This window comes from Phycisphaerae bacterium (genome assembly GCA_041652575.1).
Classification (GTDB): Bacteria; Planctomycetota; Phycisphaerae; order Sedimentisphaerales; family UBA12454; genus UBA12454.
The window spans coordinates 17,525-39,971 of sequence record JBAZHC010000015.1 but is presented as its reverse complement, the minus strand read 5'-3'; the positions used below and the strand labels follow the sequence as shown (position 1 = coordinate 39,971).

Sequence of the window (22,447 nt, the reverse complement as noted above, 5' to 3'; positions counted from 1 at the left end):
GTTTATTTTGTCCTGACCGGTTTTGCTAACTCTTCAGCAGTTTGCTTCTGCATCTTCATAGCATCGTCCACAAGCTTGTCCTTGTCCTGCGGCTTAGAAGCGTCGAGCTTGAACGACCAACTGTATTCGTCAATTCTTTTGCTGAATATATCGTCAAATAAATCAAATGGAAACCTGTCACGCAACGGACGCTTGAGGTCCCTGTGAGTTTTTAAGGTTTGATAGCCATCCTTCGAAATGCTGACGCTGTAATCGCCATACCATTCGAAACCAACGGTAACAGGCGATGTTCCGATTTGCTCATCGTTTAGCGAGACGAGAGCGCCGGAAGGTTCGGTTGTTATGGTAAGCTTTCTTTCGACACAGCCGGAACATAAACAAATCAGGCCGAAAAAGGCCATCAGTGCAATAGCGGACAGTTTCCTTACTGACATAATCATCTCCTAAATTAAACTTTAAGAAGCTGATTATCGGCTAAACAGCAAGGATTGTCAATAGGCACTAAGTCACTAAGGCACGAAGATAATTTTTAGTTTTTATTTTTTAATGTTAAATTGAGGAGCCGCCTTTTGACGGGGCTTGTTTTTAACCACGAATCACCAATTAATTTCACCACCGAGCCACAGAGGATTTAGACACAGATTAACGCGGATAGACATAGTTTTATTAGCCACAGAGTTCACAGAGAGCACAGAGCTATTGCTTTAAGGCGGTGTTCTACGAACACTATAAAATTTAAAACGTGTGCCTTACTTACAAGCGAGCTTGACGTCGGCACATCATTTCAAATTTTATCCCTAAGGGATTTCGCCTTAAAGCAAACTAATCCCGGCAACACCCTTTGCGGCGGATAAAAATTCCTGGGCTGAATAATTTTAAACCCCCCGGCATCCGCCTTCGATAAATCTACGGACGGACAAGCAGGTCCGGGGGCTAACCATATTAAACTAACCAAATTAGCGGGCTTGTGGGGGTAAGATGTTATTGGACGTGGGCGTGTAAATATGGCACATATTGAATGTTTTTGCGCAAAAGGTCTGATAAAAAGAGTTCCAACGACGGGAAGAAAGAACATTTAACTTATTACGAAGAAAGACAGTTAAGAAAATATAATCCTGATAAAAATAGACGATAAAACTTAGTATAAAGCACGGCACCTTTGGGGACGATAACACAAATCAAAAATATTTTTTGCAGAAGTAAAACGCGGATATTCAGTTATGGGTAAATTAGTCCCCAAAAATAAAGCATTGCCTTGTGCAGTTGTCGCAATATTTGTAATAATGTCAGCGGGCATAATCACCGCCGGCTGTATCTATTATTTCAATTACAAGGCACAATACAAGGCCGAGATAGAAGACCAATTGTCGGCTATCGGCAAAATGAAAGCGGAGGTGCTGTCGCATTTCAGGAAGGACTACCTGGAAGACGGCAAAGTTTTTTACAGGAACACATCTTTCTCGGCTCTGGTAAGCAGGTACTTTAACAACGCCAATGACGCAGATGCGCAAGAGCAGATTAAAGAGTGGCTGAGAAATACTCAGTCAGCTTACCAGTATGACAAACTGATGCTGCTGGATGGGCAGTATCACAAGAAAATGATAGTTCCTCCGGACGGAGCCGAACGGCCCGTTTCCTATATTTCCGAAGAGACATCGAAGGTTTTACAGTCAGGCCAAATTGCTTTTGAGGATTTTTACTGGAACGAAGAAAACAAGCAGGTCTATCTGAAGGTTCTTGTTCCCATTCTGGAGAAAAGCAGCGGCAAAATGACAGGTGTTGTAGCGATTCGGATTAACCCGAAGAACTGTATATACCCATATATCGAAAACTGGCCGATACCGAGTATGACGGCAGAGACGCTGCTTGTCCGCAGGGATGGGAATAGCGTTCAATTTTTGAATGAACTGAAGTTTCAAAAAGGTCCGGCACTTACGCTGAAGCGTTCCATAGAGGATGGGGATTTGCCTGCGGCTAAAGCGATTTTGGGGCACGAAGGCATAGTAAGCGGACTTGATTACCAGGACAAGCCGGTAATAGCGGATGTCCGGGCAGTGCCTGATTCGCCGTGGTTTCTTATCAGCAAGATAGATGAATCTGAAATATACGCACCTTTAAAGCAAAGGCAGTGGACGATTATAGTTTTCATCGGTGTTCTGCTGACTGGCGCAGGAGCAAGTGTTGGTTTTGTCTGGAAGCGTCGAATCGCGAGCCTTTACCGTCAAAAATATGATGAAAACAAAGAGTGGAATAAGACGTTCGACGCCATTGGCGATATGGTTTCGATTGTCGATAAAGACCTGAAACTTAAGATGGTCAATAAAGCATTTGCGGATGTATTCAGGAAACGGCCGGAAGAACTTCTCGGCAAGCGATGCTGTGAACTGATACACGGGACCAAGGAACCGCCTGAGAATTGTCCCATGAGAAAAACTCTGTTAACCGGTGAGCCGGCCTCGATAGAAGTTTATTACGAGGCCCTTAGGAAACATTTGGAAATATCCACCCATCCTGTGTTCGATGATGACGGGAAAATAATCGAAACAGTACATTTTATAAGAGATATTACCAGGCGGAAACTGATGGAGGAACTTCGCAGGAAATCCAGCACTCAATTACAGGACGCTTTGCGGTTTAACCAGGAGATAATCACAAACGCGAGCGTAGGCGTGGTTGTTTACGATACTCAATTGCGGTATCTCGAATGGAACGCATTCATGGAAAATATGACCGCGATGAAAAAGGAAGAAGTCGTCGGCAGAAACGCGCTGGAGCTATTTCCTCATCTTCGGGAACAGGGCATACATAAACTTCTTCTTCGGGCACTGGCCGGTGAAAAGGTATCTACCCCTGATGCGGTGTATCGATGTCCCAAGACAGGAAAGACAGGCTGGATAATCAGCGCTTACACTCCCCACCGCAACAGCAGCGGGCAATAATCGGCATCGTCGGGATAATACGCGATATTACCGAACGGAGGCGGACGGAAGAATTTCTCAGGGACAACGAAGCAAGGTTCAGGGGGCTGTTTGAGAATATGAGCAGCGCAGTGGCGATGTATAAGGCTGAAAAAGACGGGGAGAATTTTATTTTTAATAGCTGCAACAAGGCCCTTCTGGATATCGAAAAGATAGATAAAAAACAGATTATAGGAAGAAGAATAACGGAGGTTTTTCCGGGAGTAAAGGAATTCGGGATTTTAGAAGTATTGCAGCGTGTATACCGCACAGGAGTCGCCGAGCGTTTTCCGGTCGGTCTATACAAGGACGAGAGGATTTCCGGCTGGAGAGAAAACTATATTTATAAATTACCTTCGGGGGAAGTGGTTGCTATTTACGATGATGTTACCGAGCAGAAACAGGCGGAGGAGACGCTGCTGAACAACAATAAACGGTACCATGCACTCTTTGAGCAGGCGAACGACGCTATTTTTTTGATGGAGAAAGAATACTTTACGGACTGCAACGAGCGCACACTTGAAATGTTCGGTGTTGCGCGGGAGCAGATTGTCGGTCAAACCCCGATTCGTTTTTCGCCGGAAACTCAGCCTGACGGCCGAAGGTCAGATGAAAAAGCACTTGAGAAAATCAGCGCGGCGTATGCAGGCAAGCCCCAGTTTTTCGAGTGGACACATATGCGGCTCGACGGCACGTTATTAGATACGGAAGTCTCGCTTAACTGTATCGAGATCGAAGGGCACCCTATAATTCAGGCGATAGTCCGTGATATTACCGACCGCAAACAGGCGGAAAAGACATTGCACGAGTCCGAGGAGAGGTTCAGAACGATATTCGAGAATAGTACCGATGGAATTCTTATAGCAGATTTAGAGAATAAGAACTTCCTGACGGGCAATAAAACTATTCGCGAAATGTTAGGTTATGATACAGAGGAAATTAAGGATTTAAATATTACGGAGATTCATCCTGAAGAGGATTTGCCATTTGTTAAGGAGCAGTTTGGCCGACTGGCGCGAAAAGAGTTTGTTTTGGCCAAGAATATTCCTGTGAAAAGAAAAGACGGCAGTATTTTCTGGGCAGATATCAACTCAACGCCTATAGTATTATCCGGAAGGAAATATCTTATGGGCACCTTCAGAGATGTTACCGAGAGAAGGCAGGCGGAAGAAGAATTACGAAAAAACGAGGAGTCTTCGCATATCACAGCCGGACAGGTGTGAAAAACAACCATCAACACCAGCATAAATATATCATAAATTACCCTTAACTGGCGGATTTTTCACTGTTTGCCGAAGCATTCTGTACGATTTACTCCCTTTCTTCGTTGTTGACAAAAGATATAACTTGTTTTATTATAAGAACCTTGGAACGAAAAGCTAATGGAGAGATTTTGCCTGTTATGGCAGAAGCAGTTACAGAAAATACCGGAGATTTGAGCAAGGCGGTCGCCTTCTTCAGCGAAGCTGAAGAAGTCGCGGCGACGGACAACTTCGACTATGCAATAGATTTGTATGTCGAAGGGCTCCAGCGTGCGCCGGATGCGGTCGACCAGGGGCATAAACCCCTGCGATACAACGCACTTGTCCGGCAGGGCAAAGGCGGCAAGAAGCCGTCGATGCTCGAAAAAATGAAGCGTTCCCGCGGCAAAACCCCACTGGAAAATATGCTCAACGCAGAGTCTCTGCTGGCGAAGGACCCTGATAATCTGACATACGCCGAACAGATGCTCAACGCCGCGGTGGCGGGAGGATATAAAAAGACGGCGCTCTGGATTGCGGATTTGATTTATGAGGCAAACAGGGCAGCCGAAAAACCCAGCCTTCAGACATTTCTGCTATTGAAGGATTCTTATGCGGCTATGGAGGAATACGCCAAAGCCGTATCGGCGTGCGGAAATGCCTGCAAATTGAAACCCGACGACGGTATGCTGGCGGGCGAATTCAAAAATCTTTCGGCAAGACTTACGATGCAGAAGGGAAAATACGACCAGCAGGGCGATTTCAGGGATTCCATCAAAGACAGGGAAAGCCAGGAGAAACACCAGTCGCAGCTTGCCACGGTAAAAAGCGTCGATGTTCGTCAGCAGGCACTTGCCGATGCGAGGCAGATATACGAAGCGAAAAAAACATCGCAGAATTTGTTGAGACTTGCCGATACGCTGAGCGAACTTCAGGCCGATAAGACCGATGAAGAAGCGATGGCGCTGTTGAACGAGAATTATGAGCAGTCGAAGGATTTCACGTTTAAGAAAAAATCAGGCGAGATAAAACTCAAGATGCTTCGTCGGCATGTCAGGCTGGCAAGAACGGCCGAGCCGGGCCAGTTGACTCAGGAGGCGAAGGAATCGCAGGATATCGCCACGAAACAGCTTTTGGCAGCGGAACTTGAGCACTACAGGCTTTGTATGGAAAATTATCCGACTGATTTGCGGCTGAAATACGAATACGGCGTCAGACTGATAAGAAATCAGCGATACGACGAGGCGATTCCGTTTTTTCAGGAGGCCCGGAGGGACCCGAGACATAAGATTGTGGCTATGAACAAGATAGGTTTGTGCTTCTTCGTCAAGGGGTGGTTCAACGACGCGGCTGATATTTTCAGGGAAGCAATCGAAGCCTATGAAATAAAAGACAATGACACCGCGAAGGATTTGCGGTATAATCTGGCAAGAGCGTATGAACAGCAGGGCAAGATGGACGAGGCCCTGGAATTGTACCGCAGGATAGCGCAGCTCGATTTTTCATACAAGGATGTCAAGTTAAGAGTTGACCGGTTAAGAAAACCCGGTCAGTAACAGAGATAATAATAGAAAGTTTTTTAATCAGGAGTACAAATGGCACATTCATTATCGGCCAAAAAAAGAGTAAGGCAGAACGTAAAACAAAGAGCTATCAATCGCGCTCGCAAGAGCGAAGTCAAAACGCAGATTAAAGGTCTTGTAGCGGCGCTGAGCAGCGGAGATAAAAAAGTCGCAGCCGAGCAGTTCAAGCTCATCATCAGCAAGCTCGATAAGGTCGCGGCGAAAGGAACCATACACAAAAAGAAAGCGGCGAGACTCAAGTCGCGTATGGCGAAAAAAATCAACAAACTTAAGGGATGACACTGACTTACGCGGACTATAACACGGACATACACGGATTAAAAACGCTATGCCGGCGAAATATTGGTATAGCGTTTTTTTGTTTTTTGGGGAAATAAATGGTTGATGTTTTAAAAAAGAAAATAATGACCCATCTGGGTCACAAAGAGTACAAGCCGGTAAAGCTTTCCGACTTCGCAAAGTCCCTCGGAATAAGCGGGGACGAATTCGACAATTTCAAAGAGGCGTTCGAGCAGCTCCGCGGAGAAGGACTGGTTATCATCGGCTCAAAAAATCTTGTCTCGCTGCCGAATGTTTCGGAGAAAATATACGGCACATTCAGAGGCTCGAGAAAAGGTTTCGGTTTTGTAACGCCGACGGAGAAGAATTCACACGGCGATTTGTTTATCCCTGCCGATTATACGGCAGAGGCGATGACGGGCGATACGGTTGTCGCGAAGGTGATAAAAGAAGCACCCCGCGGGGCGGAAGCACGATACAGCGGGAAAATTATCGAAATTCTGCAACGGGCGAATAACCGTTTCGTAGGCGCCGTGATAAGAAAAGGCGATTCCTATTACCTTGTGCCGGACGGTAAATTCACCGAGGTCATAGAGATTCAGGATATAACGGCGAAAAACGCTCAGCCCGGCGACAAGGCCGTTGTCGAGATGATAATTTATCCGACGTCGCAGCAATACGGGCGAGGTGTTATCGTCGAAGTGCTCGGCAAAAGCGGGACATATAAAACGGAAATAGACGCCGTTATCAGGCGGTTCGCGCTGCCTTACGAATTTAATTCCGATTGTCTTGCAACTGCGGGAGAGGCGGCGAGAAATTTTGAGCAGTCCGATTTTTCCGACAGGCTCGATTTGACAAAAAAAGTTATCATAACCATCGACCCGGAAGATTCGAAGGATTTTGACGACGCCATAAGCGTTGAAAAAAATCCTGATAATACATTTACGCTCGGCGTGCATATCGCCGATGTCAGCGCTTTTGTAAAACCCGGTTCGCCGCTCGATGTCGAAGCGAAGGAAAGAGGCAACAGCGTTTATCTGCCGGGGCTTGTACTGCCGATGCTTCCGGAGACGCTAAGCAACGGCGTTTGCAGTCTTCAGCCGCAGCAGAGACGTCTTACGAAATCCGCTTTTATAACTTACGATAAGTCCGGCAAGGTGCTCAAAACGGAATTTGCCGAAAGTATTATTTGTTCGACGGCAAGGCTGACATATACCGAAGCCGACAAAATACTCAAAGGACAAAAGACACAAAAACCGGCGGAAGCCGTTTCGCTTTTGCACGATATGGAGAAACTGGCGAAAATTATCGAGACCAGACGCCGTGGCGAAGGAATGCTGCATTTAGATATGCCGGAGATTGAACTTGTCTTTGACAAAGCCGGCAGAGTAGTTGACGCGCACCCTGCCGATAACAGTTATCCGCATACGATGATAGAAATGTTTATGGTCGAGGCGAACGAAGCGGTGGCGAGGCTGTTCGACAGTCTGGATATTCCGTTTATACGAAGGATACATCCTGACCCGGATTCGCTGAGCCTGCAAACTCTCGCCCAAACTCTTAAGGTGCTCGGCGTTTCGGCGCCGAAAAATCCGAACAGGTTCGATTTGCAGAATATTATCGATTATGTAAAAGATAAGCCGGCAGGTTTCGCGGTGAATACTTATGTTCTTCGTTCGCTTGCGCGTGCGGAATATTCGCCGCTGAGTATCGGGCATTACGCACTGGCATCGCGGCATTACACTCATTTTACAAGTCCGATTCGCAGGTACGCCGATTTGCTTATTCACAGGCTGCTGGAACTTTATCTTAAAGGCAAGGCGCAAAAAAATAATGACGATATTCCGTCGAACGAGGAACTTATTGAAATCGGCAGGCATATCAGCTTTACGGACAGAAGAGCTGAAGACGCCGAGTCCGACCTGCGGATGGTTTTAGTTTTGCAGCTTATGCAGAGCCGGCTCGGGGAAACTATGGAGACGGTAGTATGCGGTTTGGCGAATTTCGGGATTTTCGTTCAGTGCACCAAGTTCGGCGTTGAAGGGCTTATTCCGATTGATTTGCTCGGAAACGATAAATTTGTTTACGACCATTCCGCCCAGTGCGTTCATGGCACCGGCAGCGGGAAAATCTTTCATATAGGTATGGCATTGACGGTTAAGATTGTATCGGTTAATCTTGCGGCAAGACAATTGAATGTTGTGCCGGTTGGCCAGCCTCGGCGGGCAGGCGGGAAAAAGGGAAAACAGAAAGAAAAACCAAGGCGCGAAAAGAAAACAAAATATAAAAATAAACATAAGAAAAGGAAAAGATGAAAACTGTAAAATATCTCACCCTGACGGTTCTTTTGCTTCAATCCTTTGTTTTTGCTTCCTCGGCGGATTATCCGAAGAATATTATTCTGATAATCGTTGACGGAGGCGGGATTAATCATATTAACGCGGCGGATTATTACACCGACGGTAAAAAAGGTTCGCAATTATATGAAAAGTTTCCTGTAAAACTTTCCGTAACCACATATCCTGCGGGCGGTTCCTATGACCCGAAAAAAGCAGAAGAAGACTTCGGCTATGTAAAATCCGGCTACACCGACAGCGCAGCGGCGGCTACCGCGCTGGCGACCGGAGTAAAAACAAATAACGGCTCACTCGGTATCGACACCGACGAAAATATTGTCGAAAAATGTGAAAAACTCGGAATGTCAACGGGAGTCATTACAACGGTACCGCTCAGCCATGCAACGCCGGCGGGATTTGTTGCTCATAAACATTCGAGATACGGATATGAGGATATCGCAAATGAAATGATAAATGAAAGCGCACTGGAAGTTATTTTCGGATGCGGAAATCCTTTATTCGATGACAGCGGCAAAAAACTTAGCAAGCCGGGCGAGCTGAAATATGTCGGCGGAAGGCAAACATGGAATTCGCTTATAGAAGGCTCTGCCGGCAGCGACGCTGACGGCGATGGAATAGCGGATAAATGGACTTTGATACAAAGTAAACAGGATTTTATAAATCTTGCCGATGGCCAAACGCCGAAAAGAGTTATCGGGGTCGCGCAAGCTGCTGAAACATTACAGGAAAAACGCAGTGGCAAATCTTCAGTTCCTTTCGATGCGCCTCTTAATAAGAATGTGCCGAACCTTGCCGAGATGACAAAAGCGGCTCTTAATGTGCTTGACAACGACCATGATGGATTTTTTATTATGATTGAAGCAGGAGCCGTTGACTGGGCATCGCATTGGAATAACAGTGCAAGGATGATTGAAGAAATGATTGATTTCGACGGTGCCGCCGATGCGGTTATTAACTGGGTCGAGACAAAAAGCGACTGGGATAATACACTTGTAATAATAACGGCAGACCATCAGACGGGTTATCTAACCGGGCCGAAAAGCGACAAAAATAAAGCAACAGTTGTAAAAAACAGCGGCAAAAGAAAAATGCCGAAAATGAAATGGCACAGTCATGACCATATAAATGCGCCAGTGTTTTTATTCGCAAAGGGACAGGGTTCGGAACTTTTTGCCAGACAGATAAAAGGCAAAGACCCTGTTTACGGTTCGTACATAGACAATACTGATATACCTAAAGTTCTTTTCACGATTCTTGAACAGAAAACATCAGCGCAAAAATGAGATTTTTTTTGATAGTTTTCGGCAGTTTATTTTTAATCGTTTCTGTCATTGCGCATCTGTACGTAAAACTTAAACTCCGTCCAAAGGACGATTCCGACTTCGACGATATATACTGGGAATTTCAGGATACTCACCCCGGCTTTGCCCGGTACAACCGCCTGTCGCAGATAACTTTTGCGGGAATAGTTATCGGGACGCTTCTGCTGTTTTTGGCGATGGTCTTTTAAAAACTGCCAAACTGGCATATAAATAGAAACGGCCCTGTTTTGCAACCTGTTGTATGTCAAACACTTATATTTTTCGCAATTTAGGTATATTCTTTGCTCTATGTATTCTTAGAGTTGGAAAGGAAATACGATGCAGTTTGACAAATTTACATTAAAAGCGCAGGAAGCCCTTGCCACGGCACAGCAAATCGCGATGGCAAAGTCCAATACCACCCTTTCGCCTCTGCATTTGCTGGCAGCAGTTCTGCGAGATGACAACGGCATAGTGGTTATGATACTGAAAATAATCGGCGCCAATATCGGCCGAATAAGGGAAATGACCAACGGCGAAATCAACAGGCTTGCTACCGGAAATGTAGGCGGTCAGATTATGCCCGACCCTGTTCTTAACCAGATAGTTCTCGACGCGCAGAACCGCGCGGACAAAATAGGCGATGAATATTTAAGCGTCGAACATATTTTTCTGTCGCTTGGGTCGGTTAAAAGCGACGCCAAGGAAATCCTGACCGTCAACTCCATAACGACCCAGCAAATAGAAGCTGCACTGAAACAAATCCGCGGCTCTGGAAAAGTTACCGATGAAAACCCGGAAGGCAAATACAAAGCTCTCGAACGATACAGCATCGACCTTATCGAAATGGCACGGGCGGGAAAGCTCGACCCGGTTATCGGAAGGGAAGATGAAATCAGGCGATGTATGCAGGTTTTGAATCGGCGGACAAAAAATAATCCGGTTCTCATCGGCGAGCCGGGCGTCGGCAAAACGGCAATCGTCGAAGGTCTTGCACAAAGAATAGTCGCGGGCGATGTCCCGGCGGGACTTAAAAATAAAAAAGTAGTCGCTCTCGATATGGGAACTTTAATTGCCGGTACGAAATACCGCGGCGAATTCGAGGACAGATTCAAAGCGGTTCTCAGGGAAGTTATCGCATCGGACGGCGGAATAATATTATTCATAGACGAACTGCATACGATAGTCGGCGCAGGAAAAGCCGAAGGCGCCGTCGATGCCGGAAATTTACTCAAGCCGTCGCTTGCACGCGGAGAACTCCGCTGTATCGGCGCAACGACAATAGACGAGTACCGAAAACATATCGAAAAAGACGCGGCGCTGGAGAGAAGGTTCCAGCCGATTCTGGTTGACCCCCCTTCCGTCGAGGAAACAATCGCGATACTTCGGGGACTCAAGGACAGATACGATACACATCACGGCGTAAGAATTACCGATGCGGCTCTTGTCGCGGCGGCGACGCTTTCCAACAGATACATCTCCGACAGATGGCTGCCGGACAAGGCAATCGATTTGATTGACGAGGCCGCGTCGAAACTGCGGATTGAAAACGATTCGCTGCCGGCGGAGCTCGACGATATACGCAGAAAAACAATGCAGCTTCAGATTGAAAGGGAGGCTCTGAAAAAAGAGTCCGACCACGCAAGCAAGAAACGGCTTGAGAATCTTGAGAAGCAATTGTCCGAACTGCAGGAACAGGATAAAGAACTCAGCTCGAAATGGGAAGGCGAAAAAGCGGACATCGATTCGATAAAACAGATTAAAGAAAAGATTGACCGCGCCAATAATGAATTTGACGAGGCGCAGCGCAAAGGAGACCTCGAAGCGGCGGCCCGGCTCAAATACAGCACTATCGCCGAACTTCAGAAACAACTGAACAAAAAAGAAGAACAGCTTGCCCAAAGCGATACTGGCAAGATGATTCGCAACGAAGTTACAGAAGAACATATAGCGCAAATAGTCTCGAAGTGGACTGGAGTGCCGGTTTCAAGACTGCTGAGCGGCCAGCGAGAACGTCTGCTTCATATGGAAGAGGAAATCCACAAACGAGTCGTCGGGCAGGACGAAGCTGTCGGCGCACTGTGCGATGCCGTCCGCAGAAATCGCGCAGGATTAGGCGATGCCGGCAGGCCCATCGGCGTATTTCTGTTTCTCGGTCCGACAGGTGTTGGCAAAACCGAACTTTCAAAGGCACTGGCGGAATTTTTATTTAACGACTCCAACGCCATGATTCGCGTCGATATGAGCGAATTTATGGAGCAGCATAGCGTCGCCCGTCTTATTGGTTCTCCGCCGGGCTACGTCGGCTACGAAGAAGGCGGAAGATTAACCGAAGCTGTCCGCAGGAAACCTTATTCGGTTGTTCTGCTCGATGAAGTTGAAAAGGCGCATCCGGATGTGTTCAATGTTCTGCTGCAGGTTTTTGACGAAGGCAGATTGACTGACGGCCACGGCAGAACGGTCGATTTCAAAAACACCGTTATAATAATGACCAGCAATATCGCCGGCGAACAGATATTAAAACTTACCGAAGAAAAAGGCGCCGACTGGGAAATCGAAGCGCACGTCAAGGAAGTCCTGAGAGAATATTTCAAGCCGGAGTTTCTCAACAGGATTGATGAAAGTATCGTGTTCCATATGCTGAGCAAGGACGACCTTAAAAAAATTATCGAAATACAGCTCGCCCATCTCGCGCAGCGTCTGCGCGATAGACATATAAACGTCGAATTTACAGAAAACGCTAAAAAGCAGTTAATGGATGAAGGATACGACGCCTCTTTCGGCGCAAGGCCGCTAAAGAGAACAATTCAGCAGAGACTGGAAAACAAACTTGCCGCTGAATTACTCGAAGGTAAATTCGCCGAAGGCGATGCTATAAAAATCGACGCCAACGCCCACAATTTCACCTTTGAAAAGGTTGGCTAAAACGTCTTCTGGGTGTTTCGTCATTGCCTTAATTTACCCGAAACTGCCGTTTCGGCAACAATAATTTCAGGAGTTTTCCCCTTTGCCTTTTTCCATGTTTCCGGCTACAATCATAGCTATCCCTATTTCTTGGAGAATACCACAAATAAAAAAACAAAGATTTGGATAAATCATGAATGATTTCAAAAAAGACAACGTATGGTATGCTGTATATGGTACCAATCTTAATGAATATCGTTTCTCGTGTTATATAAAAGGAGGAACTCCCGAAGGCACTTCTGTGTTTGATGTTGGCTGTCGTGATAAAACTCCAGCTGTGGATGGAGGAATGATTTCAATCCCTTTCCAATTATATTTCGCGAAAAGTTCGCCAAAATGGGAAAATAAGTCAGTTGGTTTTTTAGGTTTAGAAATTGACACTTCAATTAGGACATTGGGAAGAAAATATTTGATTACTAAAGAGCAATTTGAAGATGTATTTCGGCAGGAAAACAAGGTCGGTATGAAACAGACAATTAATATTGATTTTCTTGAAGCAAAAAACATAGGCGCTTTGACCGTTAAGGAATCATGGTATGGGAGATTAGTTTTTTTAGGTACGGAAGAAGGATTTCCGATTTTTACCTTAACTGCACATTGGGATTTTAATCCGAAAGAAGTATTGCCACCTTCGAGTAATTATTTGAAACATATTATTAAAGGCATTCGACAAACATATAATCTTTCTAACGAAAATATTTGGGAATATTTAAGTAAGAAACCTGGGATAAGTATGAATTTATCTGAAAATGAATTATTAAATATAATCAAAGAGTCAAATATAAGATGAAGCCAGTGCAAATATATTTCAATATTTTGCCAACGACACGTTATCAAGGTAGTAAAAGAAAGTTATTGCCTTGGCTTTACAAACACATCTCTCCTTTAAAGTTTAAGTCGGTATTAGATGTATTTGGTGGCACTGCAAGCGTTAGTTATTTATTTAAAAAAATGGGTAAGCAGGTAACTTATAATGATTATCTTAAATTCAATTACTATATTGGTAAATCTTTAATTGAAAATAATGAAATTGTGATTACTATGGAGGATGTCGAATTTTTTTTAACCAAACACAAAAAGATTAAGTATTCAAATTTTGTCCAAAATACTTTTAAAAATATTTATTATACAGATGAAGAAAACGAGTGGATAGATAGATTTTTGTGTAATTGGAATAATTTCCCCGATATTTACCCTGAGAAAATTAAACAATACAAGAGGGCCTTAGCATTTTATGCTTTTTGCCAAAGCGCGCTCAAGAAACGGCCATTCAACCTGTTTCATAGAGCAAATTTGCGATTGCGTTTAAATAATGTTAAAAGAAGTTTTGGTAATAAAACATCATGGGAAGGCTCATTCGACACTTACTTCAGATATTTCTGTGATGAATTAAATACTCATGTTTTTGACAATGGCGAGAAACATCTAGCACTCAATTTAGATGTTTCTAATTTGAATAATAGAAAAGAATTTGATCTGATTTATGTTGATCCTCCATATATTAGAAAAGAAGCTAGCGGCTCAGAGGTTAATTATCTTAAATTTTATCATTTCTTGGAAGGTGCTTGCAATAAGGATAACTGGGGCGAACGGATTGACTATAATTCTAAAAATCTTTGTTTAGCAGAAGATGGGCAGAACGAATGGATTTCACCTATATTAAATATTTCTGCATTTGAGAAATTATTTGATGTTTTTAAAAAATCTACCATTGTTGTTTCTTACAAGGAGCCTGGAATTCCTTCCAAGGCAAAACTCGCTAAATTACTGAACAAGTTTAAGAAAAAAGTTTTTTTAGTTCCCGGGAAAAAATATGATTATGCCCTAAATAAAAATAATGGTTTTCACAAAGAATATTTATTGATAGGTGTTGATAAATTATCTTCATATGTAAAATAAGGAGTCATTATGGAATTTTTTAGGAAATATTTTAATATATACTTATATAGGATTATATATTGGCTGGTCTTGATCATTATATTAGTCATTACGGTATGGTATTTTTATGAGTCGAACATAAAAATTACAACGCTATTAGGAGGTGTAGCAACAGGGCTTTTTGTTGGATGGTTACAGCTTTTACTAATGGCAACCGAACACAATGAAATAGAAAGGGTTAAGAAATTAGGCATTAAAAAGGTCCTCTCTTATCGAGACGAAGAAGCTCTTTATAGAGCAGTAATCGAGAAGACTAAAAAAGAAATCTATGTGCTTGGAAATACTGCTTCCCGATTTATGAAAGATTTTGCAGATGACACCAGACCGGACAAAAAGGCTCTAATTGAAGCTTTAGGAAGAGGAGTCCACGTGAAGTTTCTACTTCCCAAACCGGAGTTTCTTTGGAATCAGAACGATAAAGATCGTGCAAAAATTTCTTTGAGATTAATTGAGGCACTCAAAACTAAATATAATACTCTTGTTGAGCTGAAATATTTTTCTCACTCTCCATTTCATAGTCTAGTTCGAGCTGATAATGACTGTTTTGTGGGGCCAATTTACCCTCATATAATTAGTCAGAATACCCCAACAATTTATACTGATAAGAGTAGCATATTTGCACAGTCATACCTTGAATATTTTGAATTTGAATGGAAAGATGCCAATTAATGTCTTTAAACTCAATGACTATTAAGATAAATCCTCGTCTTCATCTTACCCTTATTGGTATGGATAATAATGGGTACCGTATTAATGGAGGAATAGGTTTTTCTATTCAAAAGCCATCTCTAAAGATTAATTTCTCAAAATCTGATAAATTTAGTTTTAATGATATGCGAAGAACTCCCTTTCAAAAACCAGAAGTCAATCGTATCGAAAAAATTGTAAACAAAGAAAAACAAAAGATAAATGCTAAATACAACATTAAAATCAGAATTATTGGTGAAATGCCTACTCATTTTGGATTTGGCTCAAGTAGTGCCATTCGATTGGCCAGCTTAGAGGCCTTATATTTATTAAATAATAAGAAATCAAAAAGAGAACAGTTGGTTTTTTCATCAGGCAGAGGAGGAACCTCGGGAATTGGAATTAATACATATTTTGAAGGAGGAATGATTATTGACTTAGGAAGGCGAAAAAAAGATCTTTTCTTTCGTCCTTCTCAATTAGCTGAAAACAGGAAAAGTTTGCCTTTACTAATGCAAAGATTAGAAATGCCAGAATGGGAAATTGGAATATGTATTCCTGACATCCCTCATAAAACAGAAAAAGAAGAAGCAGATTTTTTTAAAAAAACTTGTCCAATTCCCTCCAGCGAAGTTTATAAAACTCTTTATAATGTAATCTATGGTTTATATTCTGCTGTTAAAGAAAAAGACAAAAAGACTTTTTGTTTAGCACTTAAATCAATTCAGCAGTGTGCTTGGAAATTATCGGAAAGAAAACAATATGGGGAAAAACTTTTTAATATTGAGCAAAAATTATATAAATTTGGAGCAGAAGCAGTAGGCATGTCAAGTCTTGGACCAAGCTTATTTTTTATGGCAAAAAATGTTAAAAAAATTATTAAAAAGTTGAAAAATGGGGAAATTAATTGTGAGTTATTAATTACTAAACCTTCAAATAGCGGAAGAAGAATTATATATGTTTAAATTACTTTTTCTTACTTCTAATCGAACGAAGTTTCAACATGCACGTTATTTATGTCGGAAACATGACATTGATATAATTTTAAAATCAGATTATGGTGTCGCATATAATGAGCCGCGTATACCAGATAGAGATAATTTACTCAACGAAAGTATTAAAAACGCAATAGAAAGACGTTTAAAGAAAAAACAAAAACTTTCGAAAACACAAAAAGACGTTTACTCAATGCTGGATGAAGTTTTTTTTATCGAAGATACTTCTGTAATCATAAATGCATTAAGTACAAGCTCAGAAGAAGTCCCAGGCACTGAAATAAAATTTTGGATGAAAGAACACGATTTTACCTCAGTTGACAAACTATTAAAAGAACACGGTAATGATAGAAGAGTAATTGTACGTTCTGACATCTTATTATATTTGCCAAAGTATTGGCGAGAAGGTGAAGGTTACAAGAGGTTTACAAGTGCAGAGTATGGTACTATTACAGAAAAAGAATACAATATTAAAACAAATGATCTTTACCCTTGGCTTGATAACAAATCATTTAATAAATGGTTTGTCCCCCAAGGTTGTAAGTACCCGATTAGTATGTTGCCAATTAAAGACGCAGATCAATACGACTTTAGAGCTGGCGCCTTTAAAAAAATGCTAACCTTTTTAGATATTAAGATTAAAAACAGTAAAAAAGAAAACATTATACAAAAAACGTTATCTCTCTTTGACACCCCTGCTTTTTTAGTTTGTGGATTGCCTTGCGCTGGTAAAACAACTCTTGGTGAATTTTTAAGTGATAAATATAACTATTATCACATAGAAGCTAGCGATTTCATGCATTTGAGTTTTTATGAAAGGCATGGAATAAATTCATCAGTTAATATTGCAGATTTTGCAGAAAAAGTTTTAATAGATTCACCATCTATTGTAGTCGAACAAACTCTTTCTCATTTAGATAAAATAAAAGATGTTCCATTTATTATCACAGGTTTTCGGTCTCCGAAGGAAGTTGAAATTTTTATATCTAACTATAAAGGGCTCAATAAAGTCTATCAGATTTTCATAGGTGCTGATTTTGAAAAAAGATTTCAGAGAAATTTAAAAAGAAAGCGCAAAGGAGATATCGATACGGAAAAAGAATTTCGTGACCGTGATAGCCAACAAATAAAAATGGGATTACAAAAAATCAAAACCAAATTGAAATCTGATATTATCTATAATAATTCCGATTTTAATAGTTATTATAATAGTTTTTTAAAGAAGTATCCGCAAATTTCTGAATCAAAAAATAAAATTTTGTCAAATATTCCTAAAGAAAGGCCAAAAGATTTAGAGGATGCCATCTTGCTAGCTTTGCTGAGAGAAAATCAATACTTAACGACAACGGAAATAGCACATAAAATAAATGATTGTTTTCCCAATAGTATTAAAACAAATAAGAACAATGTTAGCAGATATTTCAATCAAAGATTTCATCCATATTTTGAAATACATAGTCAAAATAATAAAATTAAGTATCGTCTGTGCCATACTGGTCGAAGCAAAGCAATGCTCTTGATAAAGAATTTTCTCTAATGTAGATTCGTGCCTTCGTGGCGAAAAAACATCTTTTATATCTGCGAAACTTGTCCGCCATAGCACCTATTTCTTTTTCGAAAACCAATTTTATCCAAATACGAGATACAAAATCTTAGTGTCTTGGCGGCCATATATGTTAAATTGTGCAGGATTTAACGACTTTAACAGGTAGTCTCTGCCATATCGAAAAAAAGCACTTTTTTAATAAAAAAACGTGCAATTATTGGACTTTACTTTAAAATATGCTTGTTTCGCATTGAAAGGAATCTTTATGTCAAAGGGGCTTGTGGTTTATTTTTCCAAAAGCGGCAATACAAAAAAGATGGCCGAGATAATAGCTAAATCTATGAATGACAATGGATTAGCAACAGAGTGCAAGTCTGTCGAAAAGACAGTTGTCGCCGACCTTCTGGCTGCTGACGCGATTGTGATAGGTTCGCCGACATATTATGGTCAGATGGCGGCTCCGATTATGCAGCTTTTTACGGATTCTGTGAGTAAGCACGGCAAATTGTCAGGCAAAGTAGGCGCCGCGTTTGCCAGTTCCGCCAACATTGGCGGCGGAAATGAAACCACGATTATGGGCATTTTAGAGGCTATGCTGATTCACGGAATGGTTGTCCAGGGCGATCCGCAAGGCGACCATTATGGTCCGGTAGCTATCGGCAGTCCTGATGAAAGGGCTGTTTCACAGTGCAAAAGAGCCGGCCAAAGGGTCGCGGAACTGACGAAAAAACTTTTTAAATAATACCCTTATTTTTGCTTTAAAAAGGGCGATTTTTTTTGACAATAGCCTATTAACAGGTTAAATTCCTCATTGAACATTTTTTGTATGGAGACAATTATGCAGGAATACGAAGAACTCAAGAGATTGATAGAAGAAGCCGAAAGCGACATCAGCAAGGCACAGGGCGGAAATAAAGCTGCCGGAACAAGAGTCCGCAAACAAATGCAGATGATTAAGCAGGCCGCTCAGACCGTCAGGAACAAAGTTCTTGAAATGAGAGTCGTAGAGTAAGTAATTAGGCTGCAAAACCTGATCCTTTGCTTGCATCCGGTTAGAGATGGAAGAGGGGAGTTGTTGACTCAACATAAGTCACTTATCAGAAACGCTGCTTTCTGAAGTTAAGAAAGGACATCGATGCCTCCGGTACAACTATTTGATTTATCAAAGATAGACCTTAACAAAATAATTTTCGATAAAAAAGCCATCGAAGAAGTAAATCCGCAGAGATATGAAATGCAGCATCTCGACGGAATTATCTGGTACGATAAGGAAAAATTCCTTATTCTCGGCTATAAAGACATAACAGAAAATGAATTCTGGGTTCGCGGACATATACCCGGCCGACCAATTATGCCGGCGGTGATAATGATTGAAGCGGCGGCGCAGCTTTCGAGCGTTTTTATAAAAAGAGTTTACGAAAAGACGGGTTTTATCGGTTTTGCGAGTATCGAAGATGCGAAGTTCAGAAAACCGGTCGAACCCGGCTCAAGGCTCTATCTGCTCGGCCATATTACGGGTTACGAAAGAAAAAAATATACCTGTAAGGCACAGGGCATTGTTAACGGAATAATGGTTTTCGACGCTGTGCTGTGCGGTCTTAGAGTATGATGGAAACAGAGGCAGAGGAAATTTTTGAAAACTGCCTTTCTATTAATGACGAACTATCAGGCCTGCCGAATTCGGCAGGTCTTGTTTTTTTTGCGGACGGCCAAAACCTGCCGATAGTGCTTTTAACTACCGCTAATATTAAAAGGGCCGTAAAAAGCAAACTCGCTGAAAAAATCGAATCCAATAAACGCGCCGACCTGAAAAGCATTACCGCAAAAATTTATTATTCACCCTGCCGATGTAGATTCCGGCTGGCGGTAAAACACTTCTACGCGGCAAAAAAACTATTCGGTCAAAACTACAAGGACCATATAACATTAGTCCTGCCGTGGTTTATCAAAATAGATTTGAGCGAAAAAATTCCATCCTTTTCAATTACGAAAAAACCGACCTTCAAAAATGCGGAAGAAATACTCGGGCCTTTTCCGGGACAAAGGACAGCAACGGTTTTTTTGAAGGCCATTGAAGATGCGTTCAAGCTGTGCAAGAAAAGCGACCTTGTAAATAATCCCGCACAGACGCAAAGCTGTCCATATCTGCAGATGGATGCCTGCGTGGGAGTATGCGGCGGTAAAATCAGCCCTGAAGAATATCAAACTATTTTAAGAGACGCTTTTGAGGCAGGTAAAAATCCGGCCGGGGCCATTGAAAAATTTCAGACGGAAATGCAGACTGCCGCGAAGGAACTAAAATTCGAAAAAGCGGCGGGACTAAAGAAAAAAATCGAGAAACTGGCCGCTCTTAAAAAACAAACTTACAGGTGGACAGGCGATTTGAAAAAATTAAAAATCGTACATATAGACAAGTCTTTCAAAATTAAACCACAAGGCAGCAAGAAGAAAGTGCAGGTTTACGCGGTATTTGTAATAGATTTTTTCAACATAATAGACCTGGGCGATTTTGCTTTAGACAATCCTGATTCGATTTATGAGGCAATCAGTAAAAATCTTATCAATTCTCCAGGAAACATATCTGACGAAATTATCGAACGGTTCTCGATAGCGTCATATTTCCTCTACCGTAGCAAGCCTTCGGAGTTGTGGCTGAATGTTTCAGATGGATTTGATAGACAGAATTTTTTGGAAGCAATTTTAAAATATTGGGTTACAAAACCCCCAACATAAAGTTAGGGGCTTTCGGAGTATAATCTTGACGGGAAAAACAGTTGGGGTATAATATTTGGTTTAATATAAGGTCTTAAATACTAAGGGTTTATATGGCTTTGGAAAACGAAGGTCAGCAAAAACTTGATTTTGTTCGGCAAATTGTGGCTGATGACTGCAAGAGCGGCAAATGGGACGGCAGGGTCGAGACTCGATTCCCGCCGGAACCGAACGGCTATCTGCATATAGGGCACGCAAAAAGCATCTGCCTTAATTTCGGCATCGCAAAAGAATTTAATGGAAAATGCCACCTGCGATTTGACGATACCAACCCCGAAAAAGAAGAACAGGAATACGTCGATTCGATAAAGGAAGATGTGAAATGGCTCGGCTGGGACTGGGGTCAGAATCTTTTCTTCGGCTCTGATTATTTTCAGCAGATGTACGACTGGGCGGTTGACCTTATAAAGAAAGGCAAAGCTTATGTCTGCGACCTTAACGCAGAACAGATACGCCAAAGCCGGGGGACACCGACAGAAGCCGGTAAGGATAGTCTTTACCGAAATAGAAGCGTCGAAGAAAATCTCGACCTGTTCGAGAGAATGCGAAAAGGCGAATTTCCTGACGGGGCAAAAACGCTCCGCGCGAAAATAGATATGGCCTCGCCGAATTTCAATATGCGCGACCCTGTGATGTACCGGATTGTTCACGCATCGCATCACCGCACCGGCGATAAGTGGTGCATATATCCGATGTACGACTGGGCACACGGGCTGGAAGATTCTCTTGAAAAAATCACACATTCAATCTGTACGCTCGAATTTGAAAATCACAGACCATTGTACGACTGGTTCATTGATTCGCTCGGCATTTATCATCCGCAACAGATAGAATTCGCCCGCTTGAATTTGACATATACCGTTATGAGCAAACGAAAACTGCTCAAGCTGGTGCAGGAAAGATTAGTTTCCGGCTGGGACGACCCGAGAATGCCGACGATTTGTGGAATGAGGCGGCGGGGTTATTCGCCGGCGGCGATAAGAAATTTCTGCGATAAAATCAGCGTAAATAAATTCAACAGTACAATCGACTTTGCGCTTCTGCAGCACTGCCTGCGCGAAGAATTAAATAAATCGAGTGCGCGCGTAATGGCTGTACTTAATCCGCTAAAAGTTGTTATTGAAAATTATCCCGAAGGACAAGTCGAACATCTCGACGCGATAAATAATCCTGAAGACCCGGCGGCAGGCACAAGACAGGTGCCATTCTCGAGAGAGATTTATATCGAGCGCGACGATTTTATGGAAGATGCGCCGAAAAAATTCTTCCGGCTTGCTCCCGGCAGAGAAGTCCGTCTGCGTTATGCGTATTTTATTACCTGCACAAACGTAATAAAGGATTCGGCGGGAAATATAACCGAGCTGCGATGCACTTACGACCCCGCTACCCGCGGCGGAGACGCTCCGGACGGGCGAAAAGTAAAATCCACACTGCACTGGGTCTGCGCTAAAACAGCGATAGACGCAGAAGTGAGACTTTACGAACATCTTTTCACAAAAGAAAATCCTGATGAAGTCGAGGAAGGAAAAGACTTCACCGCATATCTTAATCCGAATTCATTGAAAGTTATCAATAATTGCAAAGTCGAGCCTTATCTTAAAGAGGCAAAGGCTTCGAGCAGATGGCAGTTTGAGAGACTCGGTTATTTCTGCGTTGATTCTGATAGTAAGAATGGCAAATTGATTTTCAATCGTACAGCAACTCTTCGCGACGAATGGACGAAAATTAAAAACGCCAAGATGTAGCCACAAAGGCACTAAGACACGAAGGAAACAGCAGTATTTTCTCCTGTTATAAATAGAAATTATTTTTATTTACAAAGTATTA

General features: G+C 42.4%; 19 protein-coding genes. 18 read left to right on the top strand and 1 reads right to left on the bottom strand.

The genetic code is table 11. From position 1 onward, the window contains the following. Nucleotides 1–2: 2 nt before the first annotated feature. Entirely contained in the window at nt 3–434 is a 432-nt protein-coding gene (locus tag WC496_10755) for a PEGA domain-containing protein (protein MFA5293500.1), read from the bottom strand. 786 nt (nt 435–1,220) lie between these two features. Here WC496_10755 and WC496_10750 point away from each other — a divergent pair. From WC496_10750 to WC496_10665, 18 genes are all read left to right on the top strand, one after another. Continuing rightward, nucleotides 1,221–2,939, top strand: a complete 1,719-nt coding sequence (locus WC496_10750; protein MFA5293499.1) for a PAS domain-containing protein — start codon at nt 1,221–1,223, stop codon at nt 2,937–2,939. Then, entirely contained in the window at nt 2,867–4,180 is a 1,314-nt protein-coding gene (locus WC496_10745) for a PAS domain S-box protein (GenBank protein MFA5293498.1), read from the top strand. The genes WC496_10750 and WC496_10745 overlap by 73 nt, the downstream gene beginning before the upstream one ends. A gap of 179 nt (nt 4,181–4,359) precedes the next feature. Then, nucleotides 4,360–5,754, top strand: coding sequence for a hypothetical protein (locus WC496_10740; protein ID MFA5293497.1), 1,395 nt, complete (start codon nt 4,360–4,362; stop codon nt 5,752–5,754). 39 nt (nt 5,755–5,793) lie between these two features. Beyond that, the gene (gene rpsT, locus WC496_10735) at nt 5,794–6,060 is read left to right on the top strand and encodes a 30S ribosomal protein S20 (GenBank protein ID MFA5293496.1); all 267 of its coding nucleotides are present in this window, start codon (nt 5,794–5,796) and stop codon (nt 6,058–6,060) included. Nucleotides 6,061–6,158: 98 nt separating this feature from the next. Next, the gene (rnr, locus tag WC496_10730; GenBank protein ID MFA5293495.1) at nt 6,159–8,375 is read left to right on the top strand and encodes a ribonuclease R; all 2,217 of its coding nucleotides are present in this window, start codon (nt 6,159–6,161) and stop codon (nt 8,373–8,375) included. Beyond that, on the top strand, nt 8,372–9,700 hold the full coding sequence (locus tag WC496_10725; protein ID MFA5293494.1) for an alkaline phosphatase: 1,329 nt from the start codon (nt 8,372–8,374) through the stop codon (nt 9,698–9,700). The genes rnr and WC496_10725 overlap by 4 nt, the downstream gene beginning before the upstream one ends. Next, a complete protein-coding gene (locus tag WC496_10720; GenBank protein MFA5293493.1) occupies nt 9,697–9,927 on the top strand; it encodes a hypothetical protein in 231 nt (76 codons plus the stop codon). The genes WC496_10725 and WC496_10720 overlap by 4 nt, the downstream gene beginning before the upstream one ends. A 130-nt stretch (nt 9,928–10,057) precedes the next feature. Next, a complete protein-coding gene (gene clpB / locus WC496_10715; protein MFA5293492.1) occupies nt 10,058–12,643 on the top strand; it encodes an ATP-dependent chaperone ClpB in 2,586 nt (861 codons plus the stop codon). A 172-nt stretch (nt 12,644–12,815) separates the two neighbouring features. Further along, nucleotides 12,816–13,472, top strand: coding sequence for a hypothetical protein (locus tag WC496_10710; GenBank protein ID MFA5293491.1), 657 nt, complete (start codon nt 12,816–12,818; stop codon nt 13,470–13,472). Further along, nucleotides 13,469–14,581 (top strand): DNA adenine methylase, encoded by a 1,113-nt coding sequence (locus tag WC496_10705; GenBank protein ID MFA5293490.1) that lies wholly within the window; start codon nt 13,469–13,471, stop codon nt 14,579–14,581. Before WC496_10710 ends, WC496_10705 begins: the two co-directional genes overlap by 4 nt. A gap of 9 nt (nt 14,582–14,590) precedes the next feature. Continuing rightward, nucleotides 14,591–15,289: a hypothetical protein gene (locus WC496_10700; GenBank protein ID MFA5293489.1), complete on the top strand. Its 699-nt coding sequence runs from the start codon at nt 14,591–14,593 to the stop codon at nt 15,287–15,289. Then, nucleotides 15,289–16,272, top strand: a complete 984-nt coding sequence (locus WC496_10695) for a beta-ribofuranosylaminobenzene 5'-phosphate synthase family protein (GenBank protein ID MFA5293488.1) — start codon at nt 15,289–15,291, stop codon at nt 16,270–16,272. The genes WC496_10700 and WC496_10695 overlap by 1 nt, the downstream gene beginning before the upstream one ends. Then, nucleotides 16,265–17,839, top strand: coding sequence for a non-canonical purine NTP pyrophosphatase (locus WC496_10690; GenBank protein ID MFA5293487.1), 1,575 nt, complete (start codon nt 16,265–16,267; stop codon nt 17,837–17,839). The genes WC496_10695 and WC496_10690 overlap by 8 nt, the downstream gene beginning before the upstream one ends. A gap of 274 nt (nt 17,840–18,113) precedes the next feature. Then, on the top strand, nt 18,114–18,590 hold the full coding sequence (locus tag WC496_10685) for a flavodoxin domain-containing protein (GenBank protein ID MFA5293486.1): 477 nt from the start codon (nt 18,114–18,116) through the stop codon (nt 18,588–18,590). Nucleotides 18,591–18,686: 96 nt separating this feature from the next. Beyond that, nucleotides 18,687–18,860 carry a histone H1 gene (locus tag WC496_10680; GenBank protein ID MFA5293485.1) on the top strand — a complete coding sequence of 58 codons (174 nt, stop codon included), beginning with the start codon at nt 18,687–18,689 and terminating at the stop codon, nt 18,858–18,860. Between the two features lie 123 nt (nt 18,861–18,983). After that, nucleotides 18,984–19,457 carry a 3-hydroxyacyl-ACP dehydratase FabZ family protein gene (locus tag WC496_10675; protein ID MFA5293484.1) on the top strand — a complete coding sequence of 158 codons (474 nt, stop codon included), beginning with the start codon at nt 18,984–18,986 and terminating at the stop codon, nt 19,455–19,457. Next, nucleotides 19,454–20,581: a UvrB/UvrC motif-containing protein gene (locus tag WC496_10670; GenBank protein ID MFA5293483.1), complete on the top strand. Its 1,128-nt coding sequence runs from the start codon at nt 19,454–19,456 to the stop codon at nt 20,579–20,581. Before WC496_10675 ends, WC496_10670 begins: the two co-directional genes overlap by 4 nt. A gap of 92 nt (nt 20,582–20,673) precedes the next feature. After that, a complete protein-coding gene (locus WC496_10665) occupies nt 20,674–22,365 on the top strand; it encodes a glutamine--tRNA ligase/YqeY domain fusion protein (protein MFA5293482.1) in 1,692 nt (563 codons plus the stop codon). Nucleotides 22,366–22,447 lie beyond the last annotated feature (82 nt).

What these genes read in the sequence shown, in the direction of transcription:
- WC496_10685 (MFA5293486.1), top strand. Translation starts at nt 18,114, where the DNA reads ATGTCAAAGGGGCTTGTGGTTTATTTTTCCAAAAGCGGCAATACAAAA.
- WC496_10745 (MFA5293498.1), top strand. Translation starts at nt 2,867, where the DNA reads ATGTCCCAAGACAGGAAAGACAGGCTGGATAATCAGCGCTTACACTCC.
- WC496_10690 (MFA5293487.1), top strand. Translation starts at nt 16,265, where the DNA reads ATGTTTAAATTACTTTTTCTTACTTCTAATCGAACGAAGTTTCAACAT.
- WC496_10665 (MFA5293482.1), top strand. Translation starts at nt 20,674, where the DNA reads ATGGCTTTGGAAAACGAAGGTCAGCAAAAACTTGATTTTGTTCGGCAA.
- WC496_10720 (MFA5293493.1), top strand. Translation starts at nt 9,697, where the DNA reads ATGAGATTTTTTTTGATAGTTTTCGGCAGTTTATTTTTAATCGTTTCT.
- WC496_10675 (MFA5293484.1), top strand. Translation starts at nt 18,984, where the DNA reads ATGCCTCCGGTACAACTATTTGATTTATCAAAGATAGACCTTAACAAA.
- WC496_10725 (MFA5293494.1), top strand. Translation starts at nt 8,372, where the DNA reads ATGAAAACTGTAAAATATCTCACCCTGACGGTTCTTTTGCTTCAATCC.
- WC496_10740 (MFA5293497.1), top strand. Translation starts at nt 4,360, where the DNA reads ATGGCAGAAGCAGTTACAGAAAATACCGGAGATTTGAGCAAGGCGGTC.
- rpsT (MFA5293496.1), top strand. Translation starts at nt 5,794, where the DNA reads ATGGCACATTCATTATCGGCCAAAAAAAGAGTAAGGCAGAACGTAAAA.
- WC496_10695 (MFA5293488.1), top strand. Translation starts at nt 15,289, where the DNA reads ATGTCTTTAAACTCAATGACTATTAAGATAAATCCTCGTCTTCATCTT.
- WC496_10750 (MFA5293499.1), top strand. Translation starts at nt 1,221, where the DNA reads ATGGGTAAATTAGTCCCCAAAAATAAAGCATTGCCTTGTGCAGTTGTC.
- WC496_10705 (MFA5293490.1), top strand. Translation starts at nt 13,469, where the DNA reads ATGAAGCCAGTGCAAATATATTTCAATATTTTGCCAACGACACGTTAT.
- WC496_10755 (MFA5293500.1), bottom strand. Translation starts at nt 434, where the DNA reads ATGTCAGTAAGGAAACTGTCCGCTATTGCACTGATGGCCTTTTTCGGC.
- WC496_10700 (MFA5293489.1), top strand. Translation starts at nt 14,591, where the DNA reads ATGGAATTTTTTAGGAAATATTTTAATATATACTTATATAGGATTATA.
- clpB (MFA5293492.1), top strand. Translation starts at nt 10,058, where the DNA reads ATGCAGTTTGACAAATTTACATTAAAAGCGCAGGAAGCCCTTGCCACG.
- rnr (MFA5293495.1), top strand. Translation starts at nt 6,159, where the DNA reads ATGGTTGATGTTTTAAAAAAGAAAATAATGACCCATCTGGGTCACAAA.
- WC496_10710 (MFA5293491.1), top strand. Translation starts at nt 12,816, where the DNA reads ATGAATGATTTCAAAAAAGACAACGTATGGTATGCTGTATATGGTACC.
- WC496_10680 (MFA5293485.1), top strand. Translation starts at nt 18,687, where the DNA reads ATGCAGGAATACGAAGAACTCAAGAGATTGATAGAAGAAGCCGAAAGC.
- WC496_10670 (MFA5293483.1), top strand. Translation starts at nt 19,454, where the DNA reads ATGATGGAAACAGAGGCAGAGGAAATTTTTGAAAACTGCCTTTCTATT.